This is a genomic window from Geobacillus sp. YHL (assembly GCF_022341265.1).
Classification (GTDB): domain Bacteria; phylum Bacillota; class Bacilli; order Bacillales; family Anoxybacillaceae; genus Geobacillus; species Geobacillus thermoleovorans.
This window is the reverse complement of the sequence record NZ_JAEIGB010000001.1, coordinates 251,375-269,295: the sequence shown is the minus strand read 5'-3', so window position 1 is coordinate 269,295 and position 17,921 is coordinate 251,375. Positions and strand designations below refer to the sequence as shown.

15 protein-coding genes are annotated in these 17,921 nt (G+C 54.1%); 1 reads left to right on the top strand and 14 read right to left on the bottom strand.

Annotated features, from left to right (window positions below; genetic code table 11):
* Genes hemB through hemA form a run of 5 tightly spaced genes read right to left on the bottom strand, consistent with a single transcriptional unit; the run spans position 1 to position 4,881 of the window.
* Complete coding sequence (hemB, locus tag JCR24_RS01255; RefSeq protein ID WP_238979937.1) at positions 1–975, bottom strand: porphobilinogen synthase; 975 nt, start codon at positions 973–975, stop codon at positions 1–3.
* Complete coding sequence (locus JCR24_RS01250) at positions 976–1,743, bottom strand: uroporphyrinogen-III synthase (RefSeq protein ID WP_020754244.1); 768 nt, start codon at positions 1,741–1,743, stop codon at positions 976–978.
* Positions 1,740–2,672, bottom strand: coding sequence for a hydroxymethylbilane synthase (gene hemC, locus JCR24_RS01245; RefSeq protein ID WP_238979936.1), 933 nt, complete (start codon positions 2,670–2,672; stop codon positions 1,740–1,742). Before hemC ends, JCR24_RS01250 begins: the two co-directional genes overlap by 4 nt.
* Before the next feature lie 15 nt (positions 2,673–2,687).
* The gene (gene ccsA, locus JCR24_RS01240) at positions 2,688–3,506 is read right to left on the bottom strand and encodes a cytochrome c biogenesis protein (RefSeq protein WP_013144585.1); all 819 of its coding nucleotides are present in this window, start codon (positions 3,504–3,506) and stop codon (positions 2,688–2,690) included.
* Between the two features lie 10 nt (positions 3,507–3,516).
* On the bottom strand, positions 3,517–4,881 hold the full coding sequence (gene hemA, locus JCR24_RS01235; protein WP_011232123.1) for a glutamyl-tRNA reductase: 1,365 nt from the start codon (positions 4,879–4,881) through the stop codon (positions 3,517–3,519).
* A gap of 166 nt (positions 4,882–5,047) precedes the next feature.
* Here hemA and JCR24_RS01230 point away from each other — a divergent pair, with 166 nt between their 5' ends.
* Entirely contained in the window at positions 5,048–5,533 is a 486-nt protein-coding gene (locus JCR24_RS01230; protein ID WP_013144583.1) for a LiaI-LiaF-like domain-containing protein, read from the top strand.
* A gap of 41 nt (positions 5,534–5,574) precedes the next feature.
* Here the strand turns inward: JCR24_RS01230 and yihA are convergent, their stop codons facing one another.
* The 9 genes from yihA to leuB form a co-directional block, all read right to left on the bottom strand.
* A complete protein-coding gene (gene yihA, locus JCR24_RS01225; protein WP_013144582.1) occupies positions 5,575–6,162 on the bottom strand; it encodes a ribosome biogenesis GTP-binding protein YihA/YsxC in 588 nt (195 codons plus the stop codon).
* Positions 6,159–8,501, bottom strand: coding sequence for an endopeptidase La (lon, locus tag JCR24_RS01220; RefSeq protein ID WP_119877903.1), 2,343 nt, complete (start codon positions 8,499–8,501; stop codon positions 6,159–6,161). Before lon ends, yihA begins: the two co-directional genes overlap by 4 nt.
* Positions 8,502–8,731: 230 nt before the next feature.
* On the bottom strand, positions 8,732–10,405 hold the full coding sequence (lonB, locus tag JCR24_RS01215; RefSeq protein WP_011232127.1) for an ATP-dependent protease LonB: 1,674 nt from the start codon (positions 10,403–10,405) through the stop codon (positions 8,732–8,734).
* A gap of 143 nt (positions 10,406–10,548) precedes the next feature.
* Positions 10,549–11,814: an ATP-dependent protease ATP-binding subunit ClpX gene (gene clpX, locus JCR24_RS01210; protein ID WP_011232128.1), complete on the bottom strand. Its 1,266-nt coding sequence runs from the start codon at positions 11,812–11,814 to the stop codon at positions 10,549–10,551.
* Positions 11,815–12,044: 230 nt separating this feature from the next.
* Positions 12,045–13,331: a trigger factor gene (tig, locus tag JCR24_RS01205; RefSeq protein WP_015375529.1), complete on the bottom strand. Its 1,287-nt coding sequence runs from the start codon at positions 13,329–13,331 to the stop codon at positions 12,045–12,047.
* A gap of 164 nt (positions 13,332–13,495) precedes the next feature.
* Complete coding sequence (locus JCR24_RS01200) at positions 13,496–14,476, bottom strand: tetratricopeptide repeat protein (RefSeq protein WP_014196456.1); 981 nt, start codon at positions 14,474–14,476, stop codon at positions 13,496–13,498.
* Positions 14,477–14,672: 196 nt separating this feature from the next.
* Positions 14,673–15,266 (bottom strand): 3-isopropylmalate dehydratase small subunit, encoded by a 594-nt coding sequence (gene leuD / locus JCR24_RS01195; RefSeq protein ID WP_238979935.1) that lies wholly within the window; start codon positions 15,264–15,266, stop codon positions 14,673–14,675.
* 96 nt (positions 15,267–15,362) lie between these two features.
* Positions 15,363–16,778, bottom strand: coding sequence for a 3-isopropylmalate dehydratase large subunit (gene leuC, locus JCR24_RS01190; RefSeq protein WP_238979934.1), 1,416 nt, complete (start codon positions 16,776–16,778; stop codon positions 15,363–15,365).
* 20 nt (positions 16,779–16,798) lie between these two features.
* Complete coding sequence (gene leuB, locus JCR24_RS01185; protein WP_014196459.1) at positions 16,799–17,914, bottom strand: 3-isopropylmalate dehydrogenase; 1,116 nt, start codon at positions 17,912–17,914, stop codon at positions 16,799–16,801.
* Positions 17,915–17,921 lie beyond the last annotated feature (7 nt).

Here is a 17,921-nt window from a genome sequence, read left to right as displayed (position 1 = left end):
TTATTCCGCCAGCCAGCGGGCGACATCTTTAGCAAAATACGTAATGATCAAATCCGCGCCCGCCCGTTTCATCCCTGTCAACATTTCCATGACGACCGGCTTCTCATCGATCCAGCCGTTTTGCGCCGCCGCTTTGACCATCGCATACTCGCCGCTCACGTTATAGGCGACAAGCGGAAGCGGAAAACGGTTTTTGACGTCGCGGATAATATCCATGTAGGCAAGCGCTGGCTTCACCATCAAGAAATCAGCGCCTTCTTTGACATCCGACTCCGCCTCGCGAAACGCCTCAAGGCGGTTGGCCGGATCCATTTGGTACGTCTTCCGGTCGCCAAACTGCGGTGCGCTGTCGGCAGCATCGCGGAATGGACCGTAAAACGCCGACGCGTATTTGATCGCATACGACATGATCGGCACATACTCAAACCCTGCTTCATCAAGCCCTTGGCGAATGGCGGCCACAAAACCGTCCATCATATTCGACGGCGCGATGATGTCAGCGCCGGCTTGCGCTTGGCTGACAGCTGTTTTGACAAGCAAATCAAGCGACGGGTCGTTCAGCACGCGCTCGTTTTCGACGACGCCGCAATGGCCGTGGCTCGTATATTCACATAAACACGTATCCGCAATGACGACTAGATCTTTGTGTTCAGCTTTGATTTGGCGGATCGCCCGCTGAACAATCCCTGTTTCGCAATACGCCTGCGAACCGACTTCATCTTTTTCATTCGGCACACCAAACACCATGACGGCGGGAATGCCAAGCTTGGCGATGTCGTCCACTTCCTCAGATAAACGGTCAAGCGATAAATGGTAAACCCCTGGCATCGACGGCACTTCCCGCTTAATGCCGCTTCCCTCGACCACAAACAGCGGATAAATGAGATCCTCGACGCGAAGATGCGTCTCACGCACCATCGCCCGAATCGCAGCCGTTTGCCGCAAACGGCGATGGCGGTCAAATGACAGTGCCATTCATCGTCCCTCCATGGAAAAATATTGTTCCATCGCTTTGATTATACCATCCGTGGTGTAATCCGTCGGACAAATATGGACCGGAATGCCCGCCCGCTCGGCCGCTTCTTTCGTCACCGGTCCGATGCAGGCGACCGCAACACCGGAAAGAAGGGCATCCACTTCTTTGTCGAGAAGGCGGACAAGGCTGTCAACCGCCGACGGGCTCATCAAGGTGACCGCATCAAGCTCCCGCCGGCGCAGCAGCGACAACAACCGCTCCCGGCCGTTTTCATCAGGCTCGGTCTCATACACCGTGAGCTCGTCGACCGCGGCGCCGGCGTTTCGCAACGCCTCAGGCAAGGTCGGGCGCGCCAAATTGCCTTTGACAAACAGCACCCGGTCGCCTTGTTTGACGCGCGGCATGAGCAAGTCAGCCAGCCGTTCAGCGGTGTAATCATCCGGCACAAGCGCCGGGGAAAGACCATGCTCGGCGAGCGCCGCCGCTGTTTTCCGGCCGACGACAGCCATCTCCGGCAGCGGCCGCGGCAACGAAACGTGCGGAAAAAAGAAGCGGACGGCGTTCGCGCTTGTGAAAACGAGCCAACGGTATTCGCCAAGCCGCTCAACCATAGAAGCGATTTCTTCCGGCGCCGCCGGTCGGATGGCAATGAGCGGGATCTCGACCGGCACGGCGCCGACAGCGCGCAGCTTGGCAGAAAACGATGCCGCCTGCTCTTTGCCGCGCGTCACGAGCACCGTTTTGCCGGCGAGCGCGCTGTGTGTCATGATTGGCTCAACTCCTGTTTCACCCGCTCGATGAGCGCTTTCGCCCCTTGTTCGATCAAGACAGCAGCCGCCTGTCGGCCGACCGCTTCCGGATCGGCGCCAGTGACGATTTCTTTATACATTTCTTTGCCATCCGGGGAGGCGACAAGCGCGGTAAGACGCACCGTCCCCTCCTTCACTTCCGCGTAGCCGGCAATCGGCACTTGACAGCCTCCTTCCATTTGTTGCAAAAAAGCGCGCTCCGCCCGAACAGCCCGCTCGGTTTGCTCGTCGTTCAGTCGGTTGAGCCATTCACGCAATTCCTCATCCTCTTCGCGGCACTCGACGGCGAGCGCCCCTTGACCGACCGCTGGAACGCAGACGTCAAGCGGCAAATAATCGCTGATCACCTCATCGCTCCAGCCCATGCGCGCAAGACCCGCCGCCGCCAGCACGATCGCATCGTACTCTTCGCTTTCGAGCTTCGCCAACCTTGTGTCAATATTGCCGCGAATCCATTTGATCGTCAAATCCGGGCGATAGGCAAGCAACTGCGCCGAACGGCGCAAGCTGCTCGTGCCAATGACCGACCCAGGCGGCAAGTCGGAGAGCATCCGGTTTCCTTTGCTGACAAGCACATCGCGTGCATCTTCGCGGCGCGGCACCGCGCCGATCACTAAACCTTTGGGCAGCACAGCCGGCATATCTTTCATGCTATGGACCGCCATATCGATGCCGCCGGCGAGCAATTCATGCTCAATCTCTTTCACAAACAACCCTTTGCCCCCGACTTTCGAGAGCGTAACATCAAGCACCCGATCTCCTTTCGTGACGATTTCTTTCACTTCAAACGTAAACGGCGCCCCAAGCTGTTTCAATTCGTTGATCACCCACTTCGTCTGGGTCAAGGCAAGCTTGCTGCGCCGCGAGCCAACGACAATGTTCCGCATCTCGTTCCACCTCGATTACGAATACCAGAAATGAAATTTTGACAAACTGCCAAACAAGAAAAAGTTGACAAGCAAAAATAAAAACGAACCGATATTCCATAGCGCGATCGCCTTCCCTTGCATCTGCCGGACGGCTCGCTTGTAAAAATAGACGCCATAGACGAGAAGAACGACAAACGACCCGAGCACTTTCGCATCATACCAATGGAAATGGTCGATTTGAATATACGCCCAAATCACGCCAAGAATGAGCCCTAATAACAACATAGGCAAGCCGAGCGCATTTAAAACATACGACAAAAAATCAAGCCGCGACAAATCCGCCATGCGCCAAAGGCGCGCCCCCCACTTTTTCTTTTTCAGCAAACTGTACTGCAACATGTAAAGCACCGAAAACAGAAACGACAGCGTAAACGCCGCATACGCTCCGAGCGAAAGGGTGATGTGGATGATCAGCAGCTCCGAGACGAGCCGCTCCGCAACAGCCGGCGACTGCGAAGACGGTGCAAACGTATGAATGGCCAAAATAAAAAAAGCAAGCACGTTCGTAAAAAAGACGATGAAATCGACGCGCAGCAGCCGATTGATGACGAGCGACAGCGTAATGAGCAGCCAAGCGTAAAAATAAAGCCCTTCCGACATCGTTAAAATCGGAAAGCGCTTCGTCTCCATGATGCGAGAAACAAACGTCACTGTCTGCAAAAGCCATACAATAGAAAGCAACCAGAAGGCGATGTCGTTCGCCTTCCGGTTTTGTTGCAAAAAATCGATGAAATAGAATAGGATCGAAGCGATGTAAAGCAAAATGGACAACTCATACAACAGCGCCACCATCCATCCCACCTTACAGCTGCCATGATGGGCGGGCGGCACGGACCGCTTCCGCGTCTTGTTCATCGCATTGCACGGATTTCGCCTGCTCTATATGCCGCTCGGCTTTCACCGCATCTTCGATATTGAAAATTTTCATAAACAGCAAAAGCGCCTCCTCGGCATTCGGGCCGGCGGCGAGTTCCTTCGCCTGCAAAATCGGATCGCGGAGCAGCTGGTTAATAATGCTTTTCGTATGCTTATTCAACACTTTCCAGTCGCGCTCCGACAAATGCGGCAGTTTCCGCTCCAAACTTTTCATCGTTTCTGCTTGAATGGCCAGCGCCTTTTCGCGCAATGCGGCAATGACTGGCACGACGCCGAGCGTCTGCAGCCATTGGCTGAACGCCATAAGTTCCGCTTCGATCATCGTTTCAATGCGAGCCGCTGCCTTTTGCCGTTCCGCCAAGTTGGCCGCCACCACATCTTGCAAATCGTCAATGTCGTACAAAAACACCGTTTCCAAATCAGCCAACGCCGGATCCAAATCGCGCGGCACCGCGATGTCAACCATAAAGAGCGGGCGGCCTTTGCGCATTTTCTCAAGCGGCGCCACCATTTCCTTCGTCAAAATATAGCCTTTGGCTCCCGTCGAGCTGATGACGATATCCGCTTCCAGCAAAGCGCATGACAATTCGCCGAGCGGCTTCGCTTCGCCGGCAAACTGCTTCGCAAGCTGTTTCGCTTTTTCAAGCGTCCGATTGACAACCGTCACCTTCCCGACGCCGCTGCCGTACAAGTTTTGCGCCGCCAGCGTCCCCATTTTGCCGGCCCCGATAATCAAGACGTGCTTGCCGGCAAGGCGGCCGAAAATTTTCTTCGCCAGCTCAACCGCCGCATAGCTGACCGATACAGCGTGCGCGCCGATGCCCGTTTCCGAGTGGGCGCGCTTCGCAAAGGTCACCGCCTGCTTGAACAGATGATTGAAAATCGTGCCGCTCGTCCCGACCTCTTGAGCGAGCAAATAGCTGTCTTTCACTTGCCCTAAAATTTGCGTTTCCCCAAGCACCATCGAATCAAGGCCGGCCGCCACGCGGAACAAATGCTTGATGGCCGCTTCTCCTTCAAGCACACGCAAATACGGAGCAATCGCTTCCACTTTGACGCCAAACCATTCGGCTAAAAATGCTTTCATATAGTAACGGCCGGTATGCAGTTGATCAACCACTGCATAAACTTCCGTCCGGTTGCACGTCGAGACGATCACGTTTTCGAGCACGCTTTTTTGCTTGGCGAGCTGTTTCATCGCCGCACCGAGTTCCGCTTCCGCAAACGCGAGCTTTTCGCGGATTTCTACAGGGGCGGTTTTATAGTCGACGCCAACGACTACGATTTGCACGATGCCAACCCCCTTATTGACCGAATCCCTTTTATCATTATATCACAACCGTCCATCGTTCCGGTTTGAAAAAATTGTGAACATGCCTCCAAAGCTATGCTAAACTGTAGACAGTGATCATTCTATCATAAACATGTCCAAAAGGGAAACGGAGGACGCGACGATCATGAAAACCCGAACGGTATTCGCCGGCATCTTATTCATTGGCCTCGGACTGTATTTTCTCGCCGGACAGATGGAATCCCCCCTTTTCCATTTCTTCCAAGGGTGGCCGGCCTTGCTTGCCATTTGCGGCGCGGCTTTGCTTGGCCAGGCGCATTCAGCGCGCGAATATGCTTACCTTTTCCCCGGCTTTCTTTTACTCGGATTTGGCGTTGAACTGCTCCTTGCGAGTGCATTTTCGGCCTGGCCCCGCGGCGTGAACATGTTTTTTTTCCTCATCGCGCTCGCTTTTTTCGCCAGCAGCCGCAAACAAAAAGGCGGGGCCGGCTTTGGCGTGCTTTTTTTGCTTCTCGCTGTCGTGCTGACGTTTTCCGGGCGCGGCCAGCCATTCTTTCACCTCGTCCAAGCCGGACTTTCCTCTGTCTGGAAGTTTTGGCCGCTCGGACTCATCGCCATCGGCGTCTATATATTATGGACTAGGCGAAAATAGCCTTGGAAGTGAAAACACCAGCGGAATCGCTGGTGTTTTCGTCATGAAGCCACAAACGGCAAAAGCGCCGCCCATGCTTCGTCTTTCCCTTGTCCGGTCTCGGCGGAAAACAAAATGAGCGGGTCGCCGTCAGCCATCCGCAACGTCTCGCGCGCGATTTTCGCGTGTTTTTGATGCTTGCCGCGCGGCACTTTATCCGCTTTCGTCGCAATGACGATCACCGGGATCTCGTAATGTTTTAAAAACTCGTACATCATCACATCGTCTTTCGTCGGCGGATGGCGCAAATCAACGAGCAGGACCGCCGCCTTAAGCACCTCGCGCGTCGTAAAGTACGTCTCCATCATGTTCCCCCATTTTTGCCGCTCCTGCTTCGACACGCGGGCGAAACCATAACCTGGCACGTCCACAAAGTAAAACGAGTCGTTAATCAAATAAAAATTCAACGTTTGCGTTTTACCTGGCTTTGAGGAGGTGCGCGCCAAGTTTTTCCGATTGATCATTTTGTTGATGAAGGATGATTTGCCGACGTTCGAACGGCCGGCGAGCGCCACCTCCGGCCGTCCGCCGTCCGGATATTGTTCCGGCTTGACGGCACTGGTCACAAGCTCTGCTTTCTTCACATTCATCGCTTCCACCCCACCAGCGCGTGCGGCAGCACCTCATCGAGATGAGAGACGAGCACAAAGCGCAAGTCGCGCTTCACCGTTTCCGGAATGTCAGCCAAATCTTTTTCATTGTCTTTCGGCAAAATGACGGTTTTCAATCCGGCACGATGGGCGCTTAACGTTTTCTCTTTCAGCCCCCCGATCGCAAGAACGCGGCCGCGCAGCGTAATTTCCCCGGTCATGCCGACAAAGCGGCTCACCGGCTTGCCCGTCAAAGCGGAAATGAGTGCGGTCGCAATCGTAATGCCGGCCGATGGCCCGTCTTTCGGCACCGCTCCTTCCGGAACGTGGATGTGAATATCATATTTCTCATGGAACTTCGGATCAATGTCAAGCTCCTCAGCGCGCGACCGCACGTAGCTGAACGCCGCTTGCGCTGATTCTTTCATGACATCGCCGAGCTTGCCGGTCAAAACGAGTTTGCCGTTTCCTTTCGCGAGCGACACTTCGATGGCGAGCGTATCGCCGCCAAACGCCGTATACGCCAGCCCGGTCGCCACGCCGACTTGGTCTTCCGCCTCCGCTCGGCCGTAGCGGTATTTTCGCTTCCCTAAAAATTCCTCAAGATTGTTTTCTGTGATCACAACCCGCTTTTTCTCGCCGGAAACGATGAGGCGGGCCGCTTTTCGGCAGATAGCGGCGAGCTGCCGCTCAAGCTCCCGCACCCCGGCTTCGCGCGTATAATGGCGGATGATATCGAGCATCGCGTCATCGCGAATTTGCAACGCCGCCTTTTTCAGCCCGTGCTCGGTGATTTGTTTCGGCAGCAAATGCCGCTTGGCGATATGCAGCTTCTCCACTTCTGTGTAGCCTGGTATGTGGATCACTTCCATCCGGTCCAAGAGCGGCTGCGGAATCGCCGCCAAATGGTTGGCCGTGGCGATAAACATGACTTTCGATAGATCGTACGGCTCTTCAATGTAATGGTCGCTGAACGTATGATTTTGCTCCGGGTCAAGCACCTCCAGCATGGCCGCCGATGGATCGCCACGGAAATCGCTCGACATTTTGTCGATTTCATCAAGCAAGAAGACGGGGTTGATCGTGCCTGCTTTTTTCATCCCCTGGATAATGCGTCCCGGCATGGCGCCGACATACGTGCGGCGATGGCCGCGAATTTCCGATTCGTCGCGGACGCCGCCGAGCGAAACGCGGACGAAGCGGCGGCCGAGCGCTTTGGCGATCGAGCGGGCGAGCGACGTTTTGCCGACCCCCGGCGGTCCGGCGAGGCAAAGAATCGGACCTTTTAACGATTTCGTCAGCTGCTTGACGGATAAAAATTCAAGCACCCGTTCTTTCACTTTATCGAGCCCGTAATGCTCCTCGTTTAAAATCGCTTCCGCCCGCTTAATGTCGTGGATGTCTTCCGTTTCTTTCGACCACGGCAAGGCGATGAGCCAATCGAGGTAGTTGCGAATGACTGCGCTTTCCGCTGAGGTCGCCGGAATTTTTTCATAGCGGTCAAGCTCTTTCAATGCCGTTTGTTTCACATGCTCCGGCATGCCGGCCGCCTCGATTTTTTCTTTCAGCTCCTCGACTTCGCCCGTTTTTCCTTCTTTTTCGCCAAGCTCTTTTTGAATCGCCTTCATTTGCTCGCGCAAATAATACTCTTTTTGCGTCCGCTCCATCGACTGCTTGACGCGGGCGCTGATCTTTTTCTCAAGCTGGAGCACTTCTTTTTCGTTGTGCAAAATTTGGATGATTTTATTGAGGCGCTCTTTCACGTCGATCGTTTCTAAAATGCGCTGCTTTTCCTCAAGCTTAAGCGGCAAGTGCGAGGCGATGATGTCCGCCATTCGCCCCGGCTCATCGATGTCGACGATCGAGGCGTAAATGTCGACCGACAGCCGCTTGGACAAGTTTATGTACTGCTCGAAATATTCAAGCATCGTCCGCTTGAGCGCCTCATCTTCTAAATCTTTCGCCGCCCGATCAGCAAACTTTTCGACTTTGACGAGAAAGTACGGCTCCTCGCTGATCACTTCCGTAATGAGCGCCCGAGCGACGCCTTCGACAAGCACGCGGAACGTGCCGTTCGGGAGTTTTAGAAGTTGCTTGACGCGCGCGATCGTTCCCATTTTATATAAGTCATCCATGTCCGGTTCGTCGATGGCAACGTCTTTTTGCGACGTCAGCAAAATCATATGATCCTCAACCATGGCTTGTTCGAGCGCTTTGACCGATTTCTCGCGCCCGACATCCAAATGGAGCACCATCGTCGGAAACACGAGCAGCCCACGCAGCGGCAAAAGCGGAACGACCGTCTCCTTTTTCTTTCCGTTCACGCCGAACACCTCCATCTCTCGCTTCTATTCGTTTATTGTATAGTACGGTAGCCGGGTTTGTAAAATTTGACGAACGAAAAAGCGCGCGGCGCTCCGTCTGCAGGCAAAGAAAAACCGACTTCAGCGACGATCCGCTTGCGCCGAAGCCGTACATAAAAGAGAGGCCGGGCGAACCGCCCGACTCGGTTGCGAGCGGATCGCCCGCTTTCGTTGCCAATCGTTCGCCTTGCCGCCGTTTCCTTTGGCTAGACGAGCTTTTTCTCCGAGCGGTCCATAGCCGCTGGCAGCAGCGCGGGGCCGCGGCGGAGCGCCTCTTCGCCGAACACATGGACGAGCACTTCCTCGAGGCGGCGGACGGCGATGATTTGAATGCCGCTGACTTCGCCTAGCAACGATTGCATATTCTCAATCGGGATGATGACTTTTTTCGCCCCGGCTTGTTTGGCCGCTTTGATTTTGGCGAACACGCCGCCGACCGGTTTCACGCAGCCACGGATGCTGATTTCTCCGGTCATCGCGACCGTATGATCGACTGGCAGCTGGTAGATGGCGGAATAAATGCCGACGGCAATCGCCACCCCGGCTGACGGGCCGTCAACCGGCACCCCGCCCGGAAAGTTGACATGAATGTCGTAGCGGTCCGCTGGCACGCCCATCGCCCGCAACACCGTAATGACGTTTTCCGCCGAGCCGCGCGCCATGCTTTTGCGCCGCACCGATTTTTCTGCACTGCCGATGCTTTCCTCCTCGACAATGCCGGTGACATTGATCAATCCTTTTCCTTTCGCCGGCAAGGCGGTCACCTCAATTTCGAGCAACGCACCGGTGTTTGGTCCATACACAGCCAGACCGTTGACGACGCCGACCGCCGGAGCGGAAGCGATTTTCTTCTCATAGCGCGGAGTCATTTGGCTCGATTGAATGACCCATTCAATATCTTTGTCCAAAATGTTTTCTCGGTTTTCCGTGATGGCCAGGCCAGCGGCAATTTGCATCATGTTGACCGCCTCCCGCCCGTTGCGCGCATAGGCGGCAAGGAGGCGAATGCCGCTTTCTGACACGTTCAAGCGGATTTTTTCCGCCGCCTTTTTCGCGATGAGGGCGATTTCATCTTGGTCCAATTCACGGAAAAATACTTCCAGGCAACGAGAGCGAATGGCCGGAGGAATTTCGTTCGGCGTGCGCGTCGTCGCCCCGACAAGACGGAAATCAGCCGGCAGTCCATTTTGGAAAATATCGTGAATATGGCTTGGGATTTGCGGATTTTCTTTGCTGTAATAGGCGCTTTCAAAAAATACTTTCCGGTCCTCAAGCACTTTCAGCAGCTTGTTCATTTGGATCGGATGAAGCTCGCCGATTTCGTCGATGAATAAAACGCCGCCGTGGGCGTTCGTCACCGCCCCTTGCTTCGGCTGGGGAATGCCGGCTTGCCCCATCGCCCCGGCCCCCTGGTAAATCGGGTCGTGCACCGAGCCGATGAGGGGGTCGGCGATGCCGCGCTCGTCAAAGCGCGCCGTCGTCGCGTCAAGCTCCACGAACACCGCATTTTTCTTAAACGGGGAGAGCGGATTTTTTTTCGCTTCCTCAAGCACGAGCCGAGCAGCTGCCGTCTTGCCGACGCCAGGGGGGCCGTAAATGATGACATGCTGCGGGTTGGGGCCGCATAAAGCAGCTTTTAACGCCTTGATGCCGTCTTCCTGACCGACGATGTCGTCAAAACTTTTCGGCCGCACTTTTTCCGCCAGCGGCTCGGTGAGCGAAATCGAACGCAGCTTGCGGAGCTGTTCCATCTCTTTGCGCGACTCTTTATCAATCGAAACTTTTTGCACACGTTGCCCTCTTAGCAAATTCCAAAAATAAAGGCCGATGATGACCCCGAAAAACAGCTGGATGACCAGTACGATGTTCGTCCAATCCATGCCCCGATATCCTCCTGCCTTTAGATGGTATGTAGTATGATAGTATCTCCGCGAACTGGCGGGAATAAACAAAAAAAGCGCCGACCGGCGCCCAGGGCATGGGCGGCAAAAAAAGAAACCGCCGAAAAAAGGCGGTTTTCCCATCAGGCAGATGTTTTCCGTTCCAGCTCGATGACGGTGCCGTCATGACGGATCAGCGTCGGCGGCTTTGTGCCGCGCACCGTGTCGAGCGTGATGATGCACTTTTGCACATCTTCGCGCGACGGCAGCTCAAACATCACATCGAGCATAATGCCTTCGATGATCGAGCGAAGGCCGCGCGCGCCCGTTTTCCGCTCAATCGCTTTTTTCGCGATTTCACGGAGCGCCGCTTCTTCAAACTCGAGCTCAACGCCGTCAAGCTCAAGCATTTTTTGGTATTGCTTGACAATGGCATTTTTCGGTTTCGTCAAAATGTCGATCAACGCCTGTTCGTCGAGCGGCTCGAGCGTCGTAATGACCGGCAGACGGCCGATGAACTCCGGAATCAGTCCGAATTTGAGCAAGTCTTCCGGCAGCACTTTCGACAACAAGTTTTTCTCGTCGACATCCGTCTGGTTCATTTCCGCGCCAAAACCGATCACTTTTTTGCCAAGACGGCGCTTGATGATCGGCTCAATGCCATCAAACGCTCCACCGCAAATGAACAAAATGTTCGTCGTATCGATTTGAATGAATTCTTGATGCGGATGTTTGCGACCGCCCTGCGGCGGAACGCTGGCAATGGTGCCTTCTAAAATTTTCAACAGCGCCTGTTGCACCCCTTCGCCGGATACGTCGCGAGTGATGGAAGGGTTTTCCGATTTGCGGGCGATTTTGTCAATTTCATCGATGTAAATAATGCCTTTTTCCGCCCGTTCGACGTCATAATCCGCCGCTTGGATGAGCTTTAACAAAATGTTTTCGACGTCTTCGCCAACATAGCCGGCCTCTGTAAGCGAGGTGGCATCGGCGATGGCAAACGGCACGTTCAAAATGCGCGCCAATGTTTGCGCCAGCAGCGTTTTCCCGCTCCCGGTCGGCCCGATCATTAAAATGTTGCTTTTCGACAGCTCGACATCATCGATTTTGCTGCCGGAATTGATCCGTTTATAATGATTGTAAACCGCAACGGCGAGCGATTTTTTCGCCTCATCTTGACCGATGACGTACTCATCTAGAATTTCCCGAATTTCCAACGGTTTCGGCACGTCTTTAAATTCAAATTCCTCTTCATTGCCGAGCTCCTCTTCAACAATTTCCGTGCATAGCTCAATGCACTCGTCGCAAATGTAAACCCCCGGACCGGCAACGAGCTTTCGGACTTGGTCTTGTGTTTTGCCGCAGAACGAACATTTCAATTGCCCTTTTTCATCATTAAACTTAAACATGTCATTTCACCCCTTGCCAACGAAATCGCGCCTGCTTATGTATCCATGTCCGCCATCTCTTATGTCGTAAAAACGTATGTATTCGCTATTTTACCATACATGTTCCTGAGAAAGCGAATGAAAAAACCGTCGTCCATTTGGAAAAGTTTGAAAATTGCCGTTCAGGCGCCATGGTTGTGGATAAAGAACAAGGCACGAAGTCTCGCGCCTTGTTCCTTCCTTAAGATATATTATGCCGCAACCTTGCTGTGCTCTACAAGAAAATCAACTGTTTTCCGCCATTTCAAATCTTCTTTGACGCCATCTAAGCTGCCGAGCAGCTCTTTCAGCTTGTCCACGCTCAGCTTGTAGGCTTCCGCCATTTTTTCGAGCTCTTTGTTTACTTCCTCGTCGGTCACTTCAATGTTTTCGGCCTTCGCGATCGCTTCAAGCGTCAACGCCGCGCGCACCCGTTTTTCGGCATCTTCTTTCATTTGCTCGCGCAACGACGCTTCATCTTGGCCGGAGAATTGATAATACAACTGCAAGTTCAAACCTTGCATTTGCAGGCGTTGGTCAAATTCGCGAAGCATCCGGTCGGTTTCGTTTTTGATCATAACCTCCGGAATATCCATTTCGGCGTTGGCTGCCGCTTTTTCGACAACCGCATTGCGCAAGGCAGTCTCCGCCTCGTTCTTTTTCGCCTCTTCCAAACGGGCGCGAATTTTCGCCTTTAGTTCGTCAAGCGTTTCGACTTCTTCATCGACGTCTTTGGCAAACTCGTCGTCCAAAGCCGGCAATTGCTTCGCTTTCACTTCATGCACTTTCACTTTAAACGTCGCCGGTTTGCCGGCCAATTGCTTCGCGTGGTATTCATCCGGGAATGTGACTTGGATTTCTTTTTCCTCGCCGGCTTTCATGCCGACAAGCTGTTCTTCAAACCCCGGAATGAACGTTCCAGAGCCGATTTCAAGCGAATAGTTCTCCGCCTTGCCGCCTTCAAACGGCTCGCCGTCGACAAACCCTTCGAAATCGATGACGACCGTATCGCCGTTTTCCACCGTCCCGTCTTCTTTCACGACAAGTTCGGCGTAATTTTCTTGCAAACGTTTCAATTCGTTTTCGACATCTTCGTCCGTCACGGTTGTATCCATTTTTTCCACTTCAAGCCCTTTGTATTGACCGAGCTTCACTTCCGGCTTTACGGTCACTTTCGCTTTGAAAATTAAGCTTTTGCCTTTTTCCATTTGCTCAATGTCAATCTCCGGCATTGACACCGGTTCGATGCCTGCCTCTTCGACGGCTTTGGCATACGCCTCTGGCAGCAAAATGTCGAGCGCATCTTGATAGAGCGCTTCGACGCCGAAGCGTTTTTCAAACAGAACGCGCGGCACTTTCCCCTTGCGGAAGCCCGGAAGCGTGATGTTTTTCACCACTTTTTTAAACGCGGCGTCCAAGCCTTTGTTCACTTTCTCGGCGTCGACCTCAACGGTCAATACGCCTTCGTTCCCTTCAAGCTTTTCCCATTTGACTGACATCCTTGTTCCCTCCACCTGAAATCATTGCTCGGACCATAGCGCACTCCGCTTGTCCAGATCTTTTTATGATGCCCAATTATGTAGACAAGTATGCGAAAACAGATACATAGCACAGCCATTATATTATAACATACAACAGCCATGTTTCAACAGAGAACGAGCCATTAGAGGGAGGAAAGTTCCTCTATTTCGTATAGCTTTTGGCAAAGCGTTGCCATCTCCGCCGCCTCCACACCGTAGCGGTCGGCCAAGGCGGTCGCGTCAGCATCCAAGCCTAAAAACCGGCTCGCCATCCAATGGAGAGCAGCAAGCCAGGCCGCTGCATCCGCCGGCTCTGGCGGAAACGGGTACAACACATATGCATAGCGAAGCCAAATGTCCGCCGCCGTTTCATACAAACTCGGGCTTTCCGCCGCGAGCTGCTGTTCAAGCCGACCCAGCAGCGATGAAGCAAATTCCGTTTCCGTCTGTTCGTCCAACGCTGACGGGACGACCTCCATGCAACGGCCAAATTTCTCAACCGTCACCGTTTCGTTGACTCGCTTCCCTGTCAACAGGCGAAGGAGCATCGTTTTCGCCATCGGGCTTTTTTCCGGTGCGCGTAAATATTGCTTGAGCAACGGCAGCACCGGCTCGATGTCTTCTTTTTCCAGTTGTTTAATCAGTTGCAGCTGCTCAGCAATGTCCCCGGACTCAAGCAGCCGTCTCACCCGCTTCCACTCCGCGGGCGGAAGCGTGCGGGCATTCATTTTTTCACTGAATCGAAGCAGCTGGTGAAGCTGTTCGCGCAGCGAAACGGATAACGACGGACGGCGCAAGGCGTGGCGGATCACGGTTTCGGCCTTGCTGTATCGATTCGTTTGCAACAATATGGCAATATACATTTGCAACAGTTCACCGTTGCCCGGTTGCTCGTCAAGCAAACCGGCAAGACGCCGCTCCGCCTCATCATATTCCCCAAGCTCATAGCAACAGACAGCCAGCCCAAGCCGAACCGGAAAGCTGTGGTCGCCAAGCTGTTCGGCGGCGCGCAAAAAGCGGAGCGCTTCTTTATACCGCTTCGCCTCGAGCGCAGCAAACGCCTCTTCCATCAGCCGTTCTTTCGTTTGCGGAAACATGATGATTTTTCCTTTTTTCCCGGCCATCTTCGCCCGCTCCTATATGTGTTTACCACAAGTGTAACAAGTTTTCTTAGCCGAAACAAGCCAACCCTTTTTGGCGCTTGCTGCCGCCGTCCATTTTCTTCATCCTCCTATATGCAAAACAAAGAGGCTGTTCCTGCCAAAATAACGGCGGAACAGCCGATTTTTGCCGCCGCGCTGCACCGCAAAAAATAGACGCTTACGGCCGCGGGCTATGCTGTTGTTCATACGCTTGAATATACGGTTCATAGACAAACGTTAAATCAATTTCATCCCATCCCTTTAACAGCAACTGTTTTCGATACGGGTCAATGTCAAACGGACGCGAAAATCCTTCATCGTCAAATACCCGCTGTTCTTCAAGCGAAACCGTCAGTTCATAGTCTGCGCGCTCGCTTTGGCGCAGCAAGTAGCGGACATCCTCTTTATCCAGCCGGATCGGCAACAGCCCATTTTTTAAGCAGTTGTTGTAAAAAATATCGGCAAACGATGGGGCAATGATGACGCGGAATCCGTAATCTTGCAGCGCCCACGGCGCATGTTCGCGCGATGAGCCGCAACCGAAGTTTTCATCGGCGACTAAAATCGTCGCCCCTTCGTTTTCCGGGCGGTTGAGCTCAAACGCCGGATTTGGCGTGCCGTCGCTCAAATACCGCCAATCGTAAAAGAGAAACTGGCCAAAGCCGGTGCGTTCAATCCGTTTCAAAAACTGTTTTGGAATGATTTGATCGGTATCAATATTCGCCCGATCGATGCCGGCGGTTTTTCCGCGATGGATCGTAAACGGCTTCATCGTCCTTTCCCCCTTCCGTTATGGATGTCGCTGATGGCAAAGGAGCTCGGCTTCCTAGGATGCCGCGCCGCCTCTTTTGCCATCACGATCGTCAATTTAACAGACCGGCTCGGCTTCAAGCTGGCGCACGTCGACAAAATGTCCGTAAATCGCAGCCGCCGCCGCCATCACCGGGCTGACGAGATGCGTGCGCGCCCCTTTTCCTTGCCGCCCTTCAAAGTTGCGGTTCGACGTTGACGCACAGTGCTCGCCTTCTGGGATGATGTCCGGGTTCATGCCCAAACAGGCGCTGCAGCCGGAGTCGCGCCATTCAAAACCGGCGTCGATGAAAATTTGCGCCAACCCTTCCGCTTCGGCTTGTTTTTTCACTTGCTGCGATCCAGGCACGACGAGCGCCCGTACACCCGGAGCCACTTTTTTCCCTTTCACGATGCTCGCCGCCGCGCGCAAATCGCTGAGGCGTGAGTTGGTGCACGAACCGATGAAGACGTGCTGCACCGGAATATCCGTAATCGGCGTGCCCGGCTTGAGCCCCATGTACTCAAGCGCCCGGCGCACCGCGTTTTGCTCTGTTTTGCTTTCAAATTGCTCGGGATGCGGCACGACGCCATCGACGGAAGTGCTCATCGCGGGGTTCGTCCCCCACGTCACCATCGGAGCGATCGTCGACGCATCGATTTCAATCGTTTTATCGTATTTTGCCCCCTCATCGCTGGCTAACGCCCGCCACCGTTCCACCGCCTTGTCAAACTCCTCGCCTTTTGGCGCATATTTGCGGCCGCGCAAATAGGCAAACGTCGTTTCATCCGGGCTGATGAGGCCGGCTCTCGCCCCAGCTTCAATCGACATGTTGCAAATCGTCATTCGCTCTTCCATCGACATGCGTCGGATCGCTTCGCCTGTAAATTCGATAATATAACCGGTGCCGATGCCAACGCCATAGCGGCCGATAATGGCCAAGATGACATCTTTGGCGGTCACTCCTTTGCCGAGGCGGCCGTTGATGCAGATTTGCAGCGTTTTCGGCTTATGCTGCCAAAGCGTTTGTGTAGCCAATACATGCTCGACTTCGCTCGTGCCGATGCCAAACGCCAAGGCGCCAAACGCCCCGTGCGTCGACGTATGGCTGTCGCCGCAAACGATCGTTTTTCCCGGCTGGGTCAACCCGAGCTCTGGGCCGATGACGTGAACGATTCCTTGCTCTTCGCTGTGTAGGTCGGCGAGCGGAATGCCGAACTCGCGGCAGTTGCGCTCAAGCGCAGCGATTTGGTTGCGCGCCACTTCGTCGGTAATCACAAATCGGTTAACGGTCGGCACGTTATGGTCCATCGTCGCAAAGGTCAAATCCGGCCGCCGCACCTTCCGCCCTTTTTGCCGCAATCCTTCAAACGCTTGCGGCGAGGTCACTTCATGCACTAAGTGCAAATCGATGTACAATAAATCCGGTTTGCCCTCCTCACGGTAGACGACGTGGTTTTCCCAAATTTTATCGATGATCGTTTTCGGCTTCATTGGCTTTCACCTCGCACGTCTTAGGCATAAACGGTCATAATTTGAGCAATGGCCGTATAATCCAGCACCGCCGCTTTGATTTCTTCGACCATTTCGTTCGTGGATACGATGCGGCCGCCGCTTGGCGCCAAGTCGGCGGTGCGCAAACCTAGGGCGAGCGCCTGCCACACCGCGTGCTCTACCGCCTCCGCTTCCGCGGTGAGCCCGAACGACAGTCGAAGCATCATCGCGGCCGACAAAATCGCCGCAATCGGATTGGCTTTGTTCATGCCGGCGATATCAGGCGCTGAACCGTGCACCGGCTCATACAAGCTCGGACCGGAAGCGGATAAGCTGGCTGACGGCAGCATCCCGAGCGAACCGGACAACATGGAGGCTTCATCGCTTAAAATGTCGCCAAACATGTTTTCTGTCACAATGACATCAAACTGCTTCGGCGCACGGATGAGCTGCATCGCGGCATTGTCAACAAGCATATGCTCAAGCGTGACGTCCGGAAACTGCTTCGCCACCTCTTCGGCCACTTCCCGCCATAGACGGCTTGACGAAAGGACGTTCGCCTTGTCGACCGAAGTCACTTTTTTCTTCCGCCCGCGTGCGAGTATAAACGCCATGCGGACGATCCGCTCAATTTCTTCCTTTTTATATAACAAGGTGTCCACTGCTTTTTCTTCGCCGTTTTCGACGACGCGGCCGCTCGGCTGGCCGAAGTAAATGCCGCCGGTCAGCTCGCGGACGATGACAAAATCGACGCCTTGCACGAGATCCGGTTTTAACGGCGAAGCGGAAACCAAACTGTCATAGCAAACAACCGGCCGCAAGTTGGCATATAAGTCGAGCTGCTTGCGAATGGCAAGCAATCCTTTTTCCGGGCGCAAATGCGGAGGGTTGTCATCCCACTTCGGACCGCCGACCGCCCCAAGCAGCACCGCATCGCTTTCTCGGCAAAGGCGGAGCGTTTCCTCGGGGAGCGGCGTCCCCGCCTCATCGATCGCCGCTCCACCGATCAATCCATATTCAAACGTAAACTCGTGGCCAAACCGGATGCCGACCGCTTTTAATACCTCGACCGCTCCGGACGTCACTTCTTTGCCGATGCCATCCCCTGGCAAGACGGCAATCCGATAGTTTCCCATTCTGAAT

Bases quoted from the DNA above. Each gene is read 5' to 3' on its own strand.
- tig (WP_015375529.1), bottom strand. From the start codon at position 13,331: ATGTCAGTCAAATGGGAAAAGCTTGAAGGGAACGAAGGCGTATTGACC.
- JCR24_RS01250 (WP_020754244.1), bottom strand. From the start codon at position 1,743: ATGACACACAGCGCGCTCGCCGGCAAAACGGTGCTCGTGACGCGCGGC.
- ccsA (WP_013144585.1), bottom strand. From the start codon at position 3,506: ATGGTGGCGCTGTTGTATGAGTTGTCCATTTTGCTTTACATCGCTTCG.
- leuD (WP_238979935.1), bottom strand. From the start codon at position 15,266: ATGAAGCCGTTTACGATCCATCGCGGAAAAACCGCCGGCATCGATCGG.
- yihA (WP_013144582.1), bottom strand. From the start codon at position 6,162: ATGAATGTGAAGAAAGCAGAGCTTGTGACCAGTGCCGTCAAGCCGGAA.
- lon (WP_119877903.1), bottom strand. From the start codon at position 8,501: ATGGAGGTGTTCGGCGTGAACGGAAAGAAAAAGGAGACGGTCGTTCCG.
- leuC (WP_238979934.1), bottom strand. From the start codon at position 16,778: ATGAAGCCGAAAACGATCATCGATAAAATTTGGGAAAACCACGTCGTC.
- JCR24_RS01200 (WP_014196456.1), bottom strand. From the start codon at position 14,476: ATGGCCGGGAAAAAAGGAAAAATCATCATGTTTCCGCAAACGAAAGAA.
- hemC (WP_238979936.1), bottom strand. From the start codon at position 2,672: ATGCGGAACATTGTCGTTGGCTCGCGGCGCAGCAAGCTTGCCTTGACC.
- lonB (WP_011232127.1), bottom strand. From the start codon at position 10,405: ATGGATTGGACGAACATCGTACTGGTCATCCAGCTGTTTTTCGGGGTC.
- hemB (WP_238979937.1), bottom strand. From the start codon at position 975: ATGGCACTGTCATTTGACCGCCATCGCCGTTTGCGGCAAACGGCTGCG.
- clpX (WP_011232128.1), bottom strand. From the start codon at position 11,814: ATGTTTAAGTTTAATGATGAAAAAGGGCAATTGAAATGTTCGTTCTGC.
- JCR24_RS01230 (WP_013144583.1), top strand. From the start codon at position 5,048: ATGAAAACCCGAACGGTATTCGCCGGCATCTTATTCATTGGCCTCGGA.
- leuB (WP_014196459.1), bottom strand. From the start codon at position 17,914: ATGGGAAACTATCGGATTGCCGTCTTGCCAGGGGATGGCATCGGCAAA.